The sequence below is a fragment of the Kribbella sp. NPDC104740 genome, from assembly GCF_055583505.1.
Map to the genome: position 1 here is coordinate 123211 of NZ_JBVJNV010000004.1, position 17771 is coordinate 140981.

The window sequence follows — 17771 nt, forward strand, 5'->3', positions numbered from 1 at the left end:
CCCGCACGACCCGCGGCCCGGTCGAACCTGTCAGCCGCCCGCCGCGCGCCCCGGCGAGATCTCGCCGCCTACCGCCCGTACGACAACGCTCCTGGGTCCACCGGCGTGTCCGCGGGCAACCCCAGGTCGGCCAGAATCCTCACCAGCACCGCATCCATGTCCTGGTGCTCGTCGAACACATGCTGCTCCACACCCGGCAGCAGATCCCGCGCCTCGTACCACTCACGCATCGACTCCGGCGCGACGTTCGCGGCCCAGGACCTGGTCGCATGCCGGACCAGCGTCTCCTCGAACGGGATGTCGAAGTAGTAGTGCCGAGTCGTCCCGCGATGCTCCGCGGTCAGCGCGCGCAGCATCTCGCCGTACCGATCAGCGTGCATGATCCCCTCGACGATCACGTCGAAGCCACGGTCGAGGCAGTAGCGGGCGTTCAGCCCGATCAGGTCGATCGCGGCGTTGCCCGGGTGGTCCTTCTCCCAGAGCAGCACGCGCCGGATCTGGTCCTGCTCGACGATCGCGGTGCCGCGGCCGAGCCGCGACCGCAGGTGCCGGGCCGTCGTCGACTTGCCCGACCCGGAGTTGCCGCGCAGCACGATCAGCCGCGACGTGGTGCTGCCGATCACTCGGCCCCGCCGGCGTGCCCGATCCGGTGGAAGCCCACCCGCTCGTAGACCGCCGCCACCGCGTTGTCCTGCGCCGACAGCAGCACCAGGTCGACGCCGTTCGCGAACGCGTGCTCCACCAGGCAGCTGGTCACCGCAGCGCCCAGACCCTGGCGGCGAGCAGCAGGAAGCGTCGCCACTCCCACGATCTCCGAGGTCGTACCAACAGGCTGGTGTACGCCGGACGCCAGCATCCCGTCGTCGCCGAACACAGCTGCCGTCACCGAAACCCCAGTGCGAGCCCGCTCGAGCAGAGCCCGGCTGGTCTCCTCCGGCACCTCGTGCGCGTTCCGCTCGGCCACACCGGCCTCGCCGACACCAGTCCCCGGGTTGCTGAACCCGACGTTCGCCACAGCCCTGGCCTGCGCCAGCAGCTCCCGGTCGGCTGGCAGGATCTCGCTGCGTGCCGCAGTCTCCACCGGCTTGAAGTCGGCCCGCTCCAGCACCAGCAGCGGGTACTCCACGACAGTCAGTCCAGCAGCCGCAGCAGCAGGCCCCAGCGACGGGCAGGTCTCCACGACCCACTCGAAGCTCAGCGGCAGGTCCAGCTCGGCACACCGCTCCCGCACCAGCTCCACGTCGGCCTGCTCGACCACGGCACCGCTACCGGGCACCGGGCGGGCGTAGTACGGCCAGATCGTGGTCGACCGGAAGAGGGTGAACGGCCCGACCTGCTCCGGGGTCGCCCCCGACAGCGGTACGGCGTGCAGGTACTCGTCAACGCGCGTGAGATGAGACATCGCCCGCAGTGAAGCGCATCGCGAGGGTCATGTCGAGCCAATTGCGGCGGCTCCGACGTCCCCGCCGAACCCAGGGAGGAACCGATGGAGAACGTTGCCTCCGCCGACGGCACGGACTTCTTCAGTCGGCGATGATCTCCAGCTCGACCCGGTCGGTGTAGAACGCCACGTGGTCCTTGATGTCGGCCACCGCGTCGTACGGCTGCTCGTAGGTCCACACCGCGTTCACACCGGCCTCGCCGAGCGCCGGGATGCTGTAGTACCCGGCGTCACCCTTGTACGGGCAGTACGTCGTGTGCTCGGTCCGCTCGAGCAGGCTGAGGTCCACGTCGGCCAGCGGCACGTACTGCACGGCCGGGTAGGTCGACTCCTGCAGCGACAGCGCGGCGCGGGTGTCGGCGAGCACCTGGCCGGCGGCCTTCACCACGACCCGGTCCGGGTTCTTCTCGACCGTGATCGGGTGGTCCGGGCCAGGGATCTTGACCGGCTTGTCCGCCATCTTCGTCTCCGCTCCGCGAGGTGTTGGTCCAAACACCAGCAACCCCGGCGCGGGACCGATTCATTCCCCGAGCGGCTCGAGCTCCACGACCAGCGACGGCCCGCCGTCGAAGGTGCCGGCGTCGATGCCGAGCACCAGGTCCTCGCAGTACAGCAGCGGCCCGGTGACCCAGGCCGGGTCGATCCCCATCTGGTCGGCGACGATGCTGTGCCCGTGCACGATCCGCTCGCCGCCGAGGTGCTGCAGCAGCGTCCGGGCCAGCTCCGGTCCCTCCGGGCCGCGGAACGCGTAGCGAGCGGTCATCCGCCGCCAGATCTCCCACCAGACGGTGATGTCGTCGCTGAGCAGGTCCGCGCGGGCGCCCGCGTTGATCTCGTCGATCGTGCTGCCCCACTCGACGTACTCCGCGGTGTCGGAGTGCATCAGCAGGTGCCCGGCGTCCAGCCCGAGCATCGGCTGCTCCAGCAGCCACTCCACGTCCTCGTCGGTGAGCAGCTCCTGGTCGCGGTCGATGCCGCCGTTCAGCGCCCAGCTGCGCTCGAAGCTGCGCAGCGTGATCCCGTCGTGCGGCACCGCCTCGTCGCCGAACTTGTGCATGCCGAGCGCCAGGATCTCGTGGTTGCCGAGCAGCATCCGGACCTCGCCGGTGCCCTGCGACGCCTGAGCGCTCAGCCGCTGCACCAGCCGCAGCACGCCGATCCCGTCCGGCCCGCGGTCGAAGAAGTCGCCGAGCAGCCACAGCCGCGCGTCCCGGCCGGACCAGTTGCCCTCGGCGTCGACCAGCTCGGCCTCCAGCAGCGAGGCGGCCAGCTTGTCCGGGTGCCCGTGCACGTCGCTCACCACGAACGACGCGGTCATGTCAGCCTCGCAGCGTCAGCACGATCAGTACGACGTTGAGGACCGAGACGGCGGTGGCGACCAGACATGCGGTGAGAGTAGTCGGCAACCGGTTGACCAGGCTGCCCATGATGCGCCGTGTTGCCGTCAACTTCACCAGCGGCCACAGTGCACACGGGATACCGAAGCTCAGCACCACCTGCGAAACGACCAGCGCCCGGCTCGGGTCGATACCGATCGCCAGGATGATCAGCGCCGGCAGCAGCGTGATCAACCGGCGTACGGCGAGCGGCACGTGCCGTTGCCAGAACCCTTCCAGGATGACCGATCCGGCGTACGTGCCGACCGAGGAGGACGCGAAACCACTGGCCAGCAGGGCCAGCGCGAACAGCAGCGCCGGGAGCTGACCGAGCCGGTCGCCGATCGCGCTGTGCGCGGCGTCGAGCGAGTCGGCGCCGGTTCCGCTCAGCGCGGCAGCGGCCAGGACGACCATCGCCAGGTTCACCGCGCCGGCCAGCGCCATCGCCACGGCCACGTCGATCCGGGTGGCCCGGAGTACGCGCTGCTTACCAGCGGTCGAGCGGATCGATTTCCAGTGCCGGTCGGTGACCAGTGCACCGTGCAGCCAGATGGCGTGCGGCATCACGGTCGCACCGAGCATGCCGGCCGCCAGCACCAGCGACTCCGTCCCGTCCAGCCGCGGCACCAGCCCGCCGACCACACCGGACGCCGACGGCTCCGACTGGATCGTCGACACCACGAACCCGACCAGTACGACGGCCAGCAGCCCGATGATGGCCGCCTCGAACGGCCGCTGTCCCCGCTTCGACTGGTAGATCAGCAGCGCGAACGACACCGCACCGGTGATCACACCGCCCAGCAGCAACGGGATCCCGAACAGCAGGTTCAGCGCGATCGCCCCACCGACCACCTCGGCCAGGTCGGTCGCGATCGCCACCAGCTCGGCCTGCGCCCACAGCCCGCGGGAGGTGGTCGCCCGGAAGTGCTCCCGGCACAGCTGCGGCAGCGTCTTCCCGGTCGCGATGCTGGCCTTCGCCGCCAGGTACTGCACCAGCACGGCCATCAGGTTCGCCCCGACGACCACCCAGCACAGCAGGTACCCGTACGTCGCCCCGGCCGCGATGTTGGTGGCGAAGTTGCCCGGGTCCACGTACGCCACGGCCGCCACGAAGGCAGGGCCGAGCAGCAACAGACCTGATCGGTTCAGCTGACGTCGAAGCGGTGCCGGTGCGTACATGGGAGAACTATGGCCGACAGAACAGACCTGTGGGCGGGTTGTCTTGTTTTGAGACGAACGACTCAGGCCCAGTTCCAGCGGACTTCGAGCGTGACATCGATGGACTGCTCGCCGGGGGTGACCCCCATGTCCATGGCGAACGCCGCCGCGCCGCCGGCCTTGCGTCCTGCCTCCCGCAGCATGACCTGACTTTGGGTCTCGCGCACTGCAGCGATCCCGCCGATGGACTGCCCGGCCAGCTCAGCCAGCTGTGCTGCCTTCTGCTGCGCCTGCTTGAACGCCAGCTGCCGCGCCTTGTCGACCAGTGCTGCCTTGTCCTCCACGTCGAACTGCAGGAAGTCCAGCCCCAAGCTGTTGCCCACGGCAGCCACCGCGGCGTTCAGCAGCCGGCCGAAGCCGGTCAGGTCGCGGGTGGTCACCGTCATCGAGTGCGAGGCGCGGTAGCCCGTCACCGTCATCTGGTCGCCGTACTGCGGGTGCACGGACACCGCACTGGTGGCGACGTCGCCGGCGCCGACCCCCTCGGCCAGCAGCGCGGCCATCACCGAGGCGGTGCGCTCGGCGACCTGAGCGACGGCGTCGGCGACGTCGGGTGCGTCCTGCCCCACGCTGAGGGTCATGCGCAGCAGGTCGGCCGGCGCGGTGGCCTGGCCGGTTCCGGTGACGGTGATCCCAGTGTCCATGCGTGCAGTCTGACACTTCACCCGGCGCACAGCCTCTGGTCAGCTGGTGTCGGCCGGGCCTTCTTCAGCCCGGCACACGCTGCCCGGAACCACCACACCGCCCAGGGAGACCACATGCGCCGCAAGACCATGCTCGCCACCGTCCTGGCGGGCGCACTGCTCGTCGGACTGACCACTGCCGGGGCGGAGGCGGGCGGACGCGACGACCAGGTCGCTCGCGCGTTCGAGGCGACCACTCGCAGTACGCCGTGGGCGCAGGTCGCCAAGATCCCGCTGAAGTTCCCGACGTACCACCCGCAGGGTTTCGCGCTGGTCGGTGACTTGATCTACCTGTCCAGCGTGGAGGTGCTGGAGGCACCGGTGAAGTACCCGGTGCCGGTGGACGGGTACGACCGGAGCCCGGGCAAGGGGATCGGGCACCTGTTCGTGCTGACCCGGCAGGGCGAGCTGCTGAAGGACATCCGGCTCGGTGAGGGCACGGTGTACCACCCGGGCGGTATCGACTTCGACGGCGAGAACGTCTGGGTGCCGGCGGCGGAGTACCGGCCGGACAGCAAGGCCATCGTCTACAAGGTGAACCCCAAGACGTACCGGGTCACCGAGCAGTTCCGGGTGCGCGATCACGTCGGCGGCGTCGTCCGCGACCGCCGTACCGGCCTGGTGCACGGCGTCAGCTGGGGCTCGCGGACCCTGTACGAGTGGACCGCGTCCGGCAAGCAGTTGGACGCTCAGCCCAACCAGAGCCACCTGCTGGACTACCAGGACTGTGACTACGTCAGCCGGAGCAAGCAGCTCTGCGGTGGCGTCACCGGGCTGCCGACCGCGACCGGTGGCGGCTACGAGCTCGGTGGACTGGCTCTGATCGACCTGAAGGACGACAACCGGATTCTGCACGAGATCCCGTTCCCGGCGTTCTCGTCGACCGGCCACAGCGCCACCCGCAACCCGGTGGCGCTGGAGGTCTCGGGCAAGACGCTGCGGCTGTTCACGGCTCCCGACGACGGCGAGGACAAGAACGGCACCGAGCTGTACGTGTACGAGTCGCCGATCAGCTAGCCCTGGGGACGATGCGGGCCGGGATGTCGTGCTGGTGGCACAGCGCGAGCAGCCCGGTCCCGTCGATCAGCTGCAGCGGCTTGCCGTTCGCGAACTGGTAGCTGGACGGGCCGAAACCGCTGGTGGTGATCAGGATCCCCTTGGTCGCCCCGGCGTCGACCACCGTGCCGAACAGGTCCCGTACGGCGCTGGGCGGCACGGTCCGCGTGTAGAGCTTGGCCTGGACGACGAACTTGCCGCCGGTGATCGGCCGCGGGTCGTACGCGACGCAGTCGATACCGCCGTCGTTGCTGCTGCGGAACAGCCGGGTCTCCAGACCCATCCGGGTCAGCAGGTTGTGCACCAGGTGCTCGAACTCCTCAGGACTCAGGTCCAGCAGGTTCGGCCGGGTGTCGAGCTCGCTGACCACGTCCATCGGCTCTACCGTGCGTGGGTCGGTCAGGTCGAACTCCAGCACCGGCTCCACCGGCTGCAGCTCCTCCGGGTGCCGGGAGACCTCGGCGCCGAAGTAGTGCCGCACGCAGGCGACCGGGTCGAGCTGGTCGAGCACCAGCGCGGTGAACTGCTCCCTGGTCGCCCGCAGCGTGATGAGGCACGGCCGGACCGTCCGGCCCGTTGCGGCATCCACTGCCTCGACCATGCCGTTGAACACGACGGTGTCGACCACGGCGTACCGGTCGTGGGCGAAAACCAGGTGCAGTGCCCGCAGCGCGCACTGGGCAACCAGCTGCTGGTAGAGCAGCCGGACCTCCTTGTCCTCCCGCGGTACGGCGACCACGGCGTCCTGCGCTTCGTCGTACCGGTACGCCGAAGCCTTCGGGATCACGCTGATGTCCGGCAGGTCCCACTCCAGCGCCAGCAGCGTCGACTCGGGCACGTAGCCGGCCTTGCGGCGGGTCGGGAAGTCCAGCGGCTCCGGCGTCCGGTCCAGCGCCTTCTGGAAGTACCGGCTGACCGCGCGCCGGTCCTTCGCGCGCACGCACCGCTCGTACTCGTCGACGCGGGCATGCTGCGCGGCAGTCGCCTCGTCGAGTCGCCGCTGCTGCTCGGCCTGCTCCCGGACAGCCCGCACGACGCGTTGCTGCCGGGCCTCCTCGGCCAGCCGGTGCCGCTCGATCGCTTCGGCGAACCTGTCCTCGGCGTCGCGCAATCGCCGGGCGTAGCGCCGGTTTCCACCGACCCAGCTCGCGAACGGGCCGGGCGGGCTCGGCAGGAAGGCAGCCCACACCGGACCCGGGTGCGGCTGCCGGTCCGCCTCCGCCAGCCGCGGCGGCGCCCGGCGCGGTGCGCGCTTCAGCGTCTGCAGATCGGTGCCGCACACCTCCTCGGCCAGTGCGGTGGCCAGCACGCCTTCCAGCGCGCGGACATGCTCACGGACCGCAGCGGTCCGCTGAGCCGCCTCGGCGGTACGCCCGGGCGGACGGTCGCTGCGGGCATGTCGATCCACCGACCAGCCCATGGCCTCACACCTCTCCCGTCCAGCGTAAACGGCCCACCACGCTCTGCAACCACCGATGACGCAGAGTTGGTCATGACATTGCTTGCCGTCCACACCCTGTTCGCCTTCACTCGAACAGGTGTTCGATTACTCTGCTAGTGTATCCGCGACAGGCCGAAGGAGGTTGTCGCAGTGCTACTGGAGAGTCACCATGGCGCCATGGGTCTGTCTTCGTACGCGTCCGGGGTGTCCGAGGTTCCGTTGCTGGGTGAGACGATCGGCGCGAACCTGCGCCGGACGGTCGCGGCGTCCGGCGGGCAGGAGGCGCTCGTCGAGGTCGCGTCGGGGCGGCGCTGGACGTACGCCGAGTTCGGGGTTGCCGTCGACACCTTCGCGAAAGGCCTGCTGGCGCGGGGGATCGGCAAGGGTGACCGGGTCGGGATCTGGGCGCCGAACTGCGCCGAGTGGACGATCACGCAGCACGCGACGGCGACGATCGGCGCGATCCTGGTGAACATCAACCCGGCGTACCGGACGCACGAGCTGTCGTACGCGCTGAACCAGTCGGGTGTGCGGTTGCTGATCTCGGCCACGGAGTTCAAGACCAGCGACTACCGCGCGATGGTCGAGGAGGTGCGCGGAGACTGCGCCGCGCTGGAGGAGATCGTCTACATCGGTACGCCGGACTGGGACGCCGTGGTGGAGGCTGCGAGCCGGACGACCGACGACGAGCTGGCCGAGCGGGAGGCGGCGCTGGCGTTCGACGACCCGATCAACATCCAGTACACCTCAGGGACGACCGGTTTCCCCAAGGGAGCGACGCTGTCGCACCACAACATCCTGAACAACGGCTACTTCGTCACCGAGCTGATCGGCTTCACCGCCGAGGACCGGCTCTGTATTCCAGTCCCCTTCTACCACTGCTTCGGCATGGTGATGGCCAACCTCGGCTGCACCACGCACGGTGCCTGCATGGTGATCCCGGCGCCGGCCTTCGACCCGGCCGCGACACTGCGCGCGGTGCAGGACGAACGCTGCACGGGGCTGTACGGCGTACCGACGATGTTCATCGCCGAGCTCGGGCTGCCCGACTTCGCCGACTACGACCTGACCTCGTTGCGGACCGGCGTGATGGCCGGGTCGCCGTGCCCGATCGAGGTGATGAAGCGCTGCGTCGCCGACATGCACATGGCCGAGGTCGCGATCTGCTACGGGATGACCGAGACCTCGCCGGTGTCGACGCAGACCCGCCGCGACGACGACCTCGACCGGCGTACGTCGACGGTCGGCCAGGTGATGCCGCACGTCGAGGTGAAGCTCGTCGACCCGGCCACCGGCCTCGTCGTACCGCGCGGTGAGCCCGGCGAGCTGTGCACCCGGGGGTACTCGGTGATGCTCGGCTACTGGGACGACGACGAGAAGACGGCCGAGGCGATCGACCGCGCCCGCTGGATGCACACCGGCGATCTCGCGACGATGCGCGACGACGGCTACGTGAACATCGTCGGCCGGATCAAGGACATGGTCATCCGCGGCGGCGAGAACGTGTACCCGCGCGAGATCGAGGAGTTCCTCTACACCCACCCGTCGATCGCCGACGTCCAGGTGATCGGCGTCCCCGACCCCAAGTACGGCGAGGAGCTCTGCGCCTGGATCAAACTCAAACCAGGCGCAGACGCTCTCGACGCCGCCGCGATCAAGGAGTTCGCCACCGGCAAACTGGCCCACTACAAGATCCCCCGCTACGTCCTGCTGGTCGACGACTTCCCGATGACGGTGACCGGCAAGATCCGCAAGGTCGAGATGCGCGAGAAGTCCGTCGAGCTGCTCGGCCTGACCAACTAGTTGCACCCGGCAATGGATTTGTCGACAAAGAGGTTCTAGCGGACGGCGGCCAGAGCGGCGGAGTCCTCGGCGCCGAAGTCGTCCTCGAGTTTCTCCGGCGAGTAGTCGAGGTCGATGCCGGCGACGTCGGCGCCGACGGCGGACTCGATGGCGCCGAGGCGGCGGGTGGCGCGGTCGCCGGCGTACGTCATCAGGGCGGTGGGGTTGATCTCGGGCGGAAGCTCGGGGGAGTTCTCCAGCGCCCACTGGATCTGGACCAGGGCGTGCGGGAGGAGCTCCTCCATCGTGTCGGTGACGACCTTCCAGTTGGACTCGTCGGCGGCGACGTGGCGGCGGCAGGTGAAGGTGCCCCAGGCCATGTGGCGGCGCTCGTCGTCACCGATCCGGCGAATCAGTTCCTGCATGCCGGGCAGGATGCCGCGAGCCGTGCAGAGCAGGTTCCAGGCGTGGTAGCCGGTCAGTGCCAGAGTGCCTTCTACTACGTGGTTGTAGGTGACCGAGGCGCGGACCTGGTTGGCGGGCGACGGGTCGTCGGCCAGTGACTTGAGCGCCACCGGCAACGCCTCGTAGAAGATCGCGCGGTAGCCGGGGTTCTCCTCGACGTACCGGTGCAGGTCCTCGGTGACGCCGACCGCGTCGAGCCAGAGCCGGAAGACCGCGGTGTGCTTGGCCTCCTCGAAGCAGAACTGGGTCAGGTACATCTCGTCCCCGAACCGCCCCTCGGCCGCCATCGCCTGCAGGAACGGCTGCAGGTCCTCGGTGACCGCCTCCTCGCCGGCGATGAACTGTGCGCACAGCATCATCGCGTTGTCCTTCTCGTTCGGCGTCAGCCGCTGCCAGTCCTCCGCGTCCTGGCTGAAGTCGATGTCGCGCGGGTTCCAGAACTTGCGGTTGCCCTTGTCGAACAGGCGCAGCGGCAGCGCGTCCCAGTTGAAGCCGCCCTCGCGCAACGAGTTGAAGCCTTTGCGGTGCAGGGGATTAGCGGTGGTCGTCATCACTGCCTCCTGAGAAACGGGCCCAGGACCTGGGCCACCTGCGACGCGACGACCGCGGGTGCGGCGCCGGGGTTGACGATGTGACTCAGTACGACGCGCAGCGCGATGTCCACGCACGTGGTCGCGTCCTGCGCCGGTACGGCGGGCCAGTGCTCCCGCACGTGCGCGTCCAGCCGCTGGTGACTCAGCTCCAGCACCTGCTGCCCCCGTGTGGTCAGCAGCTGACTGGCCTGGTCCGAGCCGGGCTGCCCGAGCGCGGCCTTCACCAGCGGGTTGTCGGCGGCCAGCGACAGCGCCCGCTCGACAGCAGCGCGCAGGCCGTCGATCGGATCGCTGTGCTCGGCCAGCGCCGCGTTCACCTCGACCAGGAAGCGCTCGGTCTCCCGCGCCGCCACGGCCTGCAGCAGACCCCACCGGTCCTTGAACTCGTTGTAGACCGACTGGCGAGACACCCCGGCCCGGCGCCCGACTTCCGCCATCTTCAGCCCGGCGTACCCGCCGGACACCAGGACGTCGTACGCCGCGTCGAGTAACTCGTCGTGCAGGCGGCGCTTCGTCATGTGATCATTCTTTACATCTGGAGGGAAAATGTAAAGAGAGGGAAGACGTAGAGTTGGGGACGTGTCAACCGCCGAGATGCCGTCCGCTGCCACCGCCACCGACGTTCCGGAGCTCGTGGTCGGGTTCGACCTCGACATGACGCTGATCGACTCCCGGCCGGGGATCCAGGCCGTCTGGGACCTGCTGGCCGCCGAGACCGGCGCCGAGATCGACACCGACCTGGTGGTCAGCCGGCTCGGGCCGCCGCTGACCTGGGAGATGAAGCACTGGTTCCCCGAGGACCAGATCCAGCCGATGATCGACCGCTACCGCGAGCACTACCCGGCGCACGCGATCACCGGCAGCCTGCCGCTGCCCGGCGTCGCAGAGTCGCTGGCCGCCGTCCGCGCGCTGCGCGGCCGCAGCGTCGTCGTCTCGGCGAAGTACACCCCCAGCGTCAAGCTGCACCTGGACCACCTCGGCCTCGACGTCGACGAGCCGGTCGGTGACCTGCACGGCGCCGAGAAGGGGATCGCGCTGCGCGAGCACCAGGCGAGCATCTACGTCGGCGACCACACCGCCGACATCGACGGCGCCCGCGCCGCCGGTGCGGTCGCGGTGAGCGTCGCGACCGGGCCGTTCACCGCCGACGAATTGCGCGCGTACGGCGCTGACGTCGTACTGAACGACCTGACCGAGTTCCCGGCCTGGCTGGACGCGTACGTGCTGGAGCAGCGGCTCGAGGCGCTGATGGCGCGGCTGGCGTCGTACCCGAGTCTCGTCGTCGCGTTCAGCGGCGGCGCCGACTCGGCGTTCCTGCTGGCGGCCGCGGCCCGCGCGATCGGCCCGGCCAACGTGGTCGCCGCGACCGCGGTCAGCCCGAGCCTGCCGGTCGCGGAGCTGGAGCCGGCCGCGCGCTTCGCCGACAGCATCGGCGTCCGGCACGTCACCCCGCACACGCACGAGATGGACCGCGAGGGGTACCAGGCCAACGCCGGCGACCGCTGCTACTTCTGCAAGGCCGAGCTGGTCGAGACGCTGCAGCCGATCGCCGACGAGTTCGGCATCGCCGCGATCGCGACCGGGACGAACGCCGACGACGCGATCGCCGGCTTCCGGCCGGGCATCCGGGCCGCCTTCGAGCGCGGTGCGATCACGCCGCTGAAGGACGCCCGGCTGACCAAGGCGCAGATCCGCGAGGCGTCGCGCAGCTGGGGACTGGAGACGTCGGACAAGCCGGCCGCGGCCTGCCTGTCCAGCCGGATCGCGTACGGGATCCGGATCACACCGAACCTGCTCGCCCGGGTCGACCGGGCCGAGGCGGCCGTCCGCGCGCACCTCACGCCGTACGGCGTGCAGAACGTGCGCGTCCGGGATCTGGGTGAGTCGGCGAGCATCGAGATCGACGCCTCGCTGCTCGGCACCGTCGACAGCTCGGCGCTGGTCGAGCTGGTCCGGGCCGAGGGGTTCACGGCGGCCGCGGTGGACCCGCGCGGGTTCCGGTCGGGGTCGATGAACGAGCGGCTCAAGGAACCCGAGAAGTACCGCTGACGCGGGTTGCCCGATCGGGCAGATTCGGTGCTGGAGACGGTTGCCGGGCTGGTCGGCGGCGCCGGTTCGGGGGATCGTTCCATCGGCGACCCGGTCGCAGCACCGGGTGACCCGGAATTACGAGACCGGGGAGTGTGGAATCGGTGTCTGATCAGGTAGTTTTCCACAGGCGCGGCGGACCCTGGTCACGTACGCTGGGTAGCCGGCCCGGGCAGCCTGTCCGGTCACCTTTTCCGTCCTGTTCCGACGATCGACATCGAAGAGGTTCCCGTGCCTGTTGGCAAGGTCAAGTGGTATGACTCCGAGAAGGGGTTCGGCTTCCTCAGCAAGGAGGAGGGCGGGGACGTCTACGTGCGCGCCGAGGCCTTACCGGCCGGAGTGACCAGCCTGAAGCCGGGCCAGAAGGTCGAGTTCGGCGTCGTCGAGGGCCGCAAGGGTGAGCAGGCGCTGCAGGTCCGGCTGATCGACCCGCCGCCGTCGGTGGCCAAGGCGATGCGGCCGAAGCCGGAGGAGATGGCGCTGGTCGTCGAGGACCTGATCAAGCTGCTCGACAACCTCGGCGAGGGCTACCGCCGCGGCCGGCACCCCGACGGCAAGGCCGCCCGTCAGGTCGCGACCGTACTGCGCGGTGTCGCCGACCGCCTCGACATCTGAGTCCCCCTACTTGTTGCGCCGTTCGATCAGCTGCTGGATGCCGTCCAGTACGACGTCCAGCCCGTCGGTGAAGTCGTCGGTGTAGTCGATCTCCAGATTGGTGAGCCCGGCCGCGATCGTGGGGTAGCGGTCCGGGGTCGCCAGCATCGCGAGCCGCTGCCCGTAGAGCTGGTCGGCGCCGTCGTCCAGATCCAGGTGGGCGGTCAGCTGCGCCGTACCGCGGACGTAGATGTTGACCAGCATCATCGACGACAGCTTGTCGTTGGCGGTCAGCTGCGTGCCGGCGAACGCGCGCAGCGCCGCCTCCATCCAGTCCAGCTGCTGCGGTGACAGCGGCGGCTCGAACACCGGCACCTGCAGCACCCACGGATGCTGGGCCAGGGCGTCGCGGAAGTGCACGGCCCAGGCGGTGAGTTGCTCCCGCCAGCCGAGCGACTCATCGACCGGCGCCGGCTTGCCGAACGCCTCGTCGAGCATCACGACGTACAGGTCGTCCTTGGCCTCGACGTAGCGGTACAGCGACATCGTGGTGAAGCCGAGCTCGGCGGCCACCTTGCTCATCGAGACCGCGCCGAGCCCGCCGGCGTCGGCCAGCCGGACCGCTGCCGCGCCGATCTCGCTGATGTGGAACGTCGGCTTCGGCCCCGGCCGGGCCGGCTGCTCCCAGCCCCACAGCTGCTGCAGCACTCTCGGCAGCTCCACCTCGCGCTTCTCCATACCCGCAGTCTATCTGTTTACAACATAGACAGATGGCGGCTATGGTCTGCGTACGGCGCACACAGTGTGCGTCGTACACAGATCACTCGGAGGGGTCATGACCGAACGAGCAGGCCGCAAGGAATGGATCGCGCTCGGCGTGCTCGCACTGCCGCTGCTGCTGGTTTCGATGGACGTCTCGGTGCTGTACTTCGCCGTCCCGTTCATCTCCGCCGACCTCGGCGTCAGCGCCACCGAGCAGCTGTGGATCTTCGACATCTACGGCTTCGTGCTGGCCGGGATGCTGATCACGATGGGCGCGCTCGGCGACCGGATCGGCCGCCGCCGGCTGCTGCTGATCGGCGCGGTCGCCTTCGGGCTGGCCTCGGTCGCGGCGGCGTACGCGCAGAACCCGGAGCAGCTGATCGCGGCCCGGGCGGTGCTCGGGATCGGTGGCGCGACGCTGATGCCGTCGACGCTCGCGCTGATCCGCAACCTGTTCCACGACGCCGGTCAGCGGCAGAAGGCGATCGCGTTCTGGAGCGCGGTGATGCTCGGCGGGATCTCGCTCGGGCCGGTGCTCGGCGGGGTGCTGCTCGAGCACTTCTGGTGGGGCTCGGTGTTCCTGATCAACACCCCCGCGATGGTGCTGCTGCTGGTGATCGCGCCGGTGCTGCTGCCGGAGTTCAAGGCACCGACCTTCGGGCGGTTCGACCTGCTCGGGTCGGTGCTGTCGCTGGGGGCGGTGCTGCCGGTGATCTGGGGGATCAAGGAGATCGCGGCACACGGGGTGTCCGGTGTCGCGGTGGTGGCGGTCGTGGCCGGGCTGCTGGTGGGTGCGGCGTTCGTGCAGCGGCAGCGGACGGCGGCGTACCCGATGGTGGAGCTGGGGATGTTCCGTAACCGGGCGTTCAGTGGCGCCCTGGCGGCGAACACGATCGGGATGCTGGCGCTGGTGGGGAACGCGATCTTCATGACGCAGTACCTGCAACTGGTGCTGGGGATGAGCCCGCTGAAGGCAGCGCTGTGGGCGCTGGTGCCGTCGGTCGCTGTCGGCGGAGCAGCGCCGCTGGCGACTGCGCTGGCGGGGCGGTTCGACCGGGCGTACGTGCTGGGCGGGGCGTTCTTGCTGGCCGCCAGTGGGTTCGTGCTGCTGACTCAGATCGAGATCGGGTCGGGGCTGTGGATGCTGCTCGGCGGGTCGGGCCTGCTTGCGGCTGGGCTGGTGATGGTGATGGCGCTGGTCACGGAGGCTGTGGTCGGCGCTGTCGCTCCTGAGCGTGCTGGTTCGGCGTCGGCGCTGATGGAGACCTGCAGCGAGTTCGGCGGGGCACTGGGGATCGCGGTGCTGGGGAGCATCGGTACGGCGGCGTACCGGTCGGACCTGAAGCTCCCGCTCGACCTCCCCGCCGAGATCGCCGCCGGCGCCCGCGAGGGTCTACCCGCCGCCACCGCCGTAGCCGCCCAGCTCCCCGCCGACCTCCACGACGCCGTCGTCACCGCAGCCCGGCACGCCTTCAACCACAGCCTCAACGTCGCCGCCATCGTCGGCGCCGTGCTGCTCGTCGCCACCGCGATCACCATCACCGTCGTACTGCGGGGGACTGCGGAGACGGTGGACGCTGCTGAGCTCGCAGACCACAGGTAGCCAGACTGTTTCGTCGACACCACCGTCCAACCTCGCCGAACGGCCCGACCTCAGCCTCCGCCCCGTGGGGTCGATGCCCCGGTCGGAGGGTTGGTGGGTGGTGGGCGTCGGACGTCCACCATCGTCCAATCCCGCCGAACGGCCCGATCTCGGCCCTCCGCCCCGTGGGGCCGGTGCCACGGCCGGAGGGTTGGTGGGTGTTGGGCGTCGAGCGTTCACCACTCACTAACCCAGCCCGGAGGCGAAGCGGTCCAGGAGCAGCGACGGGGTCAGCGCTGGGTGGTGCGGTCGCGGGCGCGCTGGGCTCAGGCGGGGGAGCTGTGGAGGGGTGGTGGGCTGCGGACGTCCACCACTCAGTAACCACCGCTGGGTGGTGCGTTCGCAGGCGTGCTGGGCTCAGACGGGGTGAGGTGACGAGGGTTGGTGAGTGGTGGAGGTTCGGCCGCCAAGGCAGTCGGGCGGGTCAGCGGGGTCGGCGGCGGAACGGGCCGGGTGGCGCTCGACGCGGCGCTCGTCGTTCGGGCAGGTCAGCGGGGTCGGCGGCGGAACAGGCCGGGGCGGCGCTCGACGCGGGTTTCGTCGTTCGCGCTGGCCTGCGGGGTGTCGTGCGGGCGGCTGGTCGGCTGCTCGGCGGTGCGTTCGACGGTTGGTTCCTCCGACCACGCGGTTGGTTCGGTGACGGTTTCGTCGTCGTCGGGTTGGCCGCTCCACCAGCGGCCTGCGGCCGCGGTGTTGCTCGGGGCGGGAGCGCCGGAGCCGGTCGCGTCGTTCGGGTTGATCCTCAGCTCCACGGTCGGTTCGTTGACCCGGTTCGGGTTGTCCGTTCGCGGTGCTTGGGCTCGGCGTTCGCTGATGCGGGTGGTGGGCGGCTCGCTGGTCATCACCGTGCGGGTGGTGCCTTCGGGGTGGGACTCGTCGGGGCGGCGGACCGGGCGGGTTTCCTGGTGGGGTGCCGGAGTGCGTGGGCCCGGCGGGCTGGACGCCGGACCGGGATGCGGTGCTGGCTTGTGGCGGATGACCAGGAAGATGACCACCAGCAGCACCGCCGCCAGGAAGCCGAAGCCGAGGCGGGGGATCAGCGGCAGCACGATGCCGCAGCCGCCGCCGATCACCCAGGACAGCTGCAGGACGGTCTCGGAGCGGGCGAAGACCGACGTCCGGACCGTCTCCGGGACGTCGCGCTGGATCATCGCGTCCAGCGACAGCTTGCCGAGCGAGCTGCACAGGCCGGCGACCAGGCCGAGCACGATCAGCGTCGGGAAGCCGTAGAAGATCGCGACGGTGACCGCGATGGCGGCGTCGGCGAGCAGGACGACGAGCACCACCGCCTCCGGCTTTCTTGCCTTGAGCAACGACCCGGCGAGGGTCCCCAGGCTGTTGCCGATGCCGGCCGCGGCGATCACCGCACCCGCGGCGACCACGCCGTCGAGCCCGCTGATCGGTTTGTCGCGGAGCAGGAAGGCCAGGTACATGGTCAGGAAGCCCGACACGAACCGCAGCCCGAGGTTGCAGCGGATGCCGCGCGCGACCGCCGCGGTGATCGCCCGGCGGCGGGCCTCGCGCCCGGCGGAGCCGGTCATCTCCTCGCCGGCCGGTGAGTCGACGCGGCTCGGCAGGCGGATCGCCAGGATCAGGCCGACGGTGTAGACGACGGCGGCCCAGCGCAGCGACCACTCCGGCCCGATCGCCGCGAACGCGCCCGCGATACCCGCGCCGATCGTCGCGCCCGCGACGCCGGCGAGCGAGATCCGGGAGTTGGCGGTGACGAGGGTGATCTCCTTCGGGAGCAGCCTCGGTACGGCGGACGCGCGCGTCACGCCGTACGCCTTGGAGGCGACCAGGCAGCCGAGCGCCGCGGGGTAGAGCCAGGTGGAGCTGTCGTGGATCGACGCGGCGAGGCTCCAGACCAGGAAGCCGCGCAGGCCGAGGGTCGCGCCGATCGCCCAGCGGCGGCCGTGCCGGAACCGGTCGAGGATCGGGCCGATCAGCGGCGCCATCAGCGCGAACGGCGCCATCGTCAGCAGCAGGAACAGGGCGACCCGGTCGCGGGCCTGCTCACTCGGTACGGCGAAGAAGACGGTGCCCGCGAGCGAGACCGCGAAGGCGGTGTCGCCGGCTGCGTTGACTGCGCCGAGCTCGATCAGCCGTGAGAGCCCGGACTCGCGGGCGCCCTGGGCGCCGGTCAGCCCTTGGATCCGTCGCCCGGTCGCCTTGCCGACCCGGCCGGTGACTCCCGCAGTCTTCTTGGAGACCGAGGCGAAACCGGTCGCTCCGACCTTGGAGGCATGCCCGACTTTCTTGCTGGCGCTCCCGAGTCGCTGCCCAGCAGCGCCGAGTCGCTCCCCGGCAGACTTCTTGCCGGAGCCGGAGCCGGAGCCGGAGCCGGAACTGGAGCCGGAGCCGGAGCCGGAGCCGGAGCTGGAGCCGGTGCGGGAGCGGGTGTTGGAGTCGGTGCCGGAGCCCGAGCCGGAGCGGGAGTTGGCCCCACCCGTGCCGGGGCCCGCGGTCCCGGAGCCCGGCCCGCGATCGTGCGAGCCCGCCGTACCGGCGCGATCGCGCGAGCCCGCCGTACCGGCGCTCTTGCCGCCGGAGGAGTCCGCGTCGGGACGCCGCGGCTGCTCGCTCTGCGGCCGGTCCGTCGGGTCGGGACTCTCCATGCACCCATCCTG

At 70.1% G+C, this 17771-nt stretch carries 16 protein-coding genes; 5 read left to right on the forward strand and 11 right to left on the reverse strand.

Annotated features, from left to right (window positions below; all coding sequences use genetic code 11):
• Positions 1-68: 68 nt before the first annotated feature.
• The 6 genes from ACZ6Z4_RS21600 to ACZ6Z4_RS21625 all read right to left on the reverse strand — a co-directional run bounded on the left by ACZ6Z4_RS21600 (position 69) and on the right by ACZ6Z4_RS21625 (position 4679).
• The gene (locus ACZ6Z4_RS21600) at positions 69-623 is read right to left on the reverse strand and encodes an AAA family ATPase (protein ID WP_465567168.1); all 555 of its coding nucleotides are present in this window, start codon (positions 621-623) and stop codon (positions 69-71) included.
• Positions 620-1402: a GNAT family N-acetyltransferase gene (locus tag ACZ6Z4_RS21605; RefSeq protein ID WP_465567171.1), complete on the reverse strand. Its 783-nt coding sequence runs from the start codon at positions 1400-1402 to the stop codon at positions 620-622. Before ACZ6Z4_RS21605 ends, ACZ6Z4_RS21600 begins: the two co-directional genes overlap by 4 nt.
• 121 nt (positions 1403-1523) lie before the next feature.
• Positions 1524-1901 carry a DUF427 domain-containing protein gene (locus ACZ6Z4_RS21610; RefSeq protein ID WP_465567174.1) on the reverse strand — a complete coding sequence of 126 codons (378 nt, stop codon included), beginning with the start codon at positions 1899-1901 and terminating at the stop codon, positions 1524-1526.
• A 60-nt stretch (positions 1902-1961) separates the two neighbouring features.
• A complete protein-coding gene (locus ACZ6Z4_RS21615) occupies positions 1962-2759 on the reverse strand; it encodes a metallophosphoesterase (RefSeq protein WP_465567178.1) in 798 nt (265 codons plus the stop codon).
• Between the two features lies 1 nt (position 2760).
• Positions 2761-3996: an Nramp family divalent metal transporter gene (locus ACZ6Z4_RS21620; RefSeq protein WP_465567181.1), complete on the reverse strand. Its 1236-nt coding sequence runs from the start codon at positions 3994-3996 to the stop codon at positions 2761-2763.
• Positions 3997-4058: 62 nt separating this feature from the next.
• The gene (locus ACZ6Z4_RS21625; protein ID WP_465567184.1) at positions 4059-4679 is read right to left on the reverse strand and encodes an SIMPL domain-containing protein; all 621 of its coding nucleotides are present in this window, start codon (positions 4677-4679) and stop codon (positions 4059-4061) included.
• A 114-nt stretch (positions 4680-4793) separates the two neighbouring features.
• Between ACZ6Z4_RS21625 and ACZ6Z4_RS21630 the strand changes: the two genes are divergently transcribed.
• The gene (locus ACZ6Z4_RS21630; protein ID WP_465567187.1) at positions 4794-5735 is read left to right on the forward strand and encodes a DUF6454 family protein; all 942 of its coding nucleotides are present in this window, start codon (positions 4794-4796) and stop codon (positions 5733-5735) included.
• Here ACZ6Z4_RS21630 and ACZ6Z4_RS21635 read toward each other — a convergent pair.
• Positions 5728-7194: a restriction endonuclease gene (locus ACZ6Z4_RS21635; protein WP_465567189.1), complete on the reverse strand. Its 1467-nt coding sequence runs from the start codon at positions 7192-7194 to the stop codon at positions 5728-5730. The genes ACZ6Z4_RS21630 and ACZ6Z4_RS21635 overlap by 8 nt on opposite strands.
• A gap of 198 nt (positions 7195-7392) precedes the next feature.
• On the opposite strand from ACZ6Z4_RS21635, the gene ACZ6Z4_RS21640 reads away from it, so the two are divergent.
• Entirely contained in the window at positions 7393-9018 is a 1626-nt protein-coding gene (locus ACZ6Z4_RS21640) for an AMP-binding protein (RefSeq protein WP_465567192.1), read from the forward strand.
• A gap of 35 nt (positions 9019-9053) precedes the next feature.
• Here the strand turns inward: ACZ6Z4_RS21640 and ACZ6Z4_RS21645 are convergent, their stop codons facing one another.
• The gene (locus ACZ6Z4_RS21645; RefSeq protein ID WP_465567195.1) at positions 9054-10013 is read right to left on the reverse strand and encodes a R2-like ligand-binding oxidase; all 960 of its coding nucleotides are present in this window, start codon (positions 10011-10013) and stop codon (positions 9054-9056) included.
• Positions 10013-10573, reverse strand: coding sequence for a TetR/AcrR family transcriptional regulator (locus ACZ6Z4_RS21650; RefSeq protein WP_465567200.1), 561 nt, complete (start codon positions 10571-10573; stop codon positions 10013-10015). The genes ACZ6Z4_RS21645 and ACZ6Z4_RS21650 overlap by 1 nt, the downstream gene beginning before the upstream one ends.
• 61 nt (positions 10574-10634) lie before the next feature.
• Between ACZ6Z4_RS21650 and larE the strand changes: the two genes are divergently transcribed.
• Positions 10635-12104: an ATP-dependent sacrificial sulfur transferase LarE gene (gene larE / locus ACZ6Z4_RS21655; protein ID WP_465567203.1), complete on the forward strand. Its 1470-nt coding sequence runs from the start codon at positions 10635-10637 to the stop codon at positions 12102-12104.
• 270 nt (positions 12105-12374) lie between these two features.
• Positions 12375-12758, forward strand: coding sequence for a cold shock domain-containing protein (locus ACZ6Z4_RS21660; protein ID WP_184798346.1), 384 nt, complete (start codon positions 12375-12377; stop codon positions 12756-12758).
• Positions 12759-12764: 6 nt separating this feature from the next.
• On the opposite strand, the gene ACZ6Z4_RS21665 is transcribed toward ACZ6Z4_RS21660, so the two are convergent.
• Entirely contained in the window at positions 12765-13475 is a 711-nt protein-coding gene (locus ACZ6Z4_RS21665) for a TetR/AcrR family transcriptional regulator (RefSeq protein WP_465567206.1), read from the reverse strand.
• Between the two features lie 97 nt (positions 13476-13572).
• Here ACZ6Z4_RS21665 and ACZ6Z4_RS21670 point away from each other — a divergent pair, with 97 nt between their 5' ends.
• Positions 13573-15102 carry an MFS transporter gene (locus ACZ6Z4_RS21670; RefSeq protein ID WP_465567211.1) on the forward strand — a complete coding sequence of 510 codons (1530 nt, stop codon included), beginning with the start codon at positions 13573-13575 and terminating at the stop codon, positions 15100-15102.
• A gap of 527 nt (positions 15103-15629) precedes the next feature.
• On the opposite strand, the gene ACZ6Z4_RS21675 is transcribed toward ACZ6Z4_RS21670, so the two are convergent.
• Complete coding sequence (locus tag ACZ6Z4_RS21675; protein WP_465567214.1) at positions 15630-17759, reverse strand: MFS transporter; 2130 nt, start codon at positions 17757-17759, stop codon at positions 15630-15632.
• Between the last annotated feature and the right edge of the window lie 12 nt (positions 17760-17771).

Coding starts and splice junctions, on each gene's coding strand:
- ACZ6Z4_RS21605 (WP_465567171.1), bottom strand. CDS start 1,402: ATGTCTCATCTCACGCGCGTTGACGAGTACCTGCACGCCGTACCGCTG.
- ACZ6Z4_RS21610 (WP_465567174.1), bottom strand. CDS start 1,901: ATGGCGGACAAGCCGGTCAAGATCCCTGGCCCGGACCACCCGATCACG.
- ACZ6Z4_RS21615 (WP_465567178.1), bottom strand. CDS start 2,759: ATGACCGCGTCGTTCGTGGTGAGCGACGTGCACGGGCACCCGGACAAG.
- ACZ6Z4_RS21620 (WP_465567181.1), bottom strand. CDS start 3,996: ATGTACGCACCGGCACCGCTTCGACGTCAGCTGAACCGATCAGGTCTG.
- ACZ6Z4_RS21625 (WP_465567184.1), bottom strand. CDS start 4,679: ATGGACACTGGGATCACCGTCACCGGAACCGGCCAGGCCACCGCGCCG.
- ACZ6Z4_RS21630 (WP_465567187.1), top strand. CDS start 4,794: ATGCGCCGCAAGACCATGCTCGCCACCGTCCTGGCGGGCGCACTGCTC.
- ACZ6Z4_RS21635 (WP_465567189.1), bottom strand. CDS start 7,194: ATGGGCTGGTCGGTGGATCGACATGCCCGCAGCGACCGTCCGCCCGGG.
- ACZ6Z4_RS21640 (WP_465567192.1), top strand. CDS start 7,393: ATGGGTCTGTCTTCGTACGCGTCCGGGGTGTCCGAGGTTCCGTTGCTG.
- ACZ6Z4_RS21645 (WP_465567195.1), bottom strand. CDS start 10,013: ATGACGACCACCGCTAATCCCCTGCACCGCAAAGGCTTCAACTCGTTG.
- ACZ6Z4_RS21650 (WP_465567200.1), bottom strand. CDS start 10,573: ATGACGAAGCGCCGCCTGCACGACGAGTTACTCGACGCGGCGTACGAC.
- ACZ6Z4_RS21665 (WP_465567206.1), bottom strand. CDS start 13,475: ATGGAGAAGCGCGAGGTGGAGCTGCCGAGAGTGCTGCAGCAGCTGTGG.
- ACZ6Z4_RS21670 (WP_465567211.1), top strand. CDS start 13,573: ATGACCGAACGAGCAGGCCGCAAGGAATGGATCGCGCTCGGCGTGCTC.
- ACZ6Z4_RS21675 (WP_465567214.1), bottom strand. CDS start 17,759: ATGGAGAGTCCCGACCCGACGGACCGGCCGCAGAGCGAGCAGCCGCGG.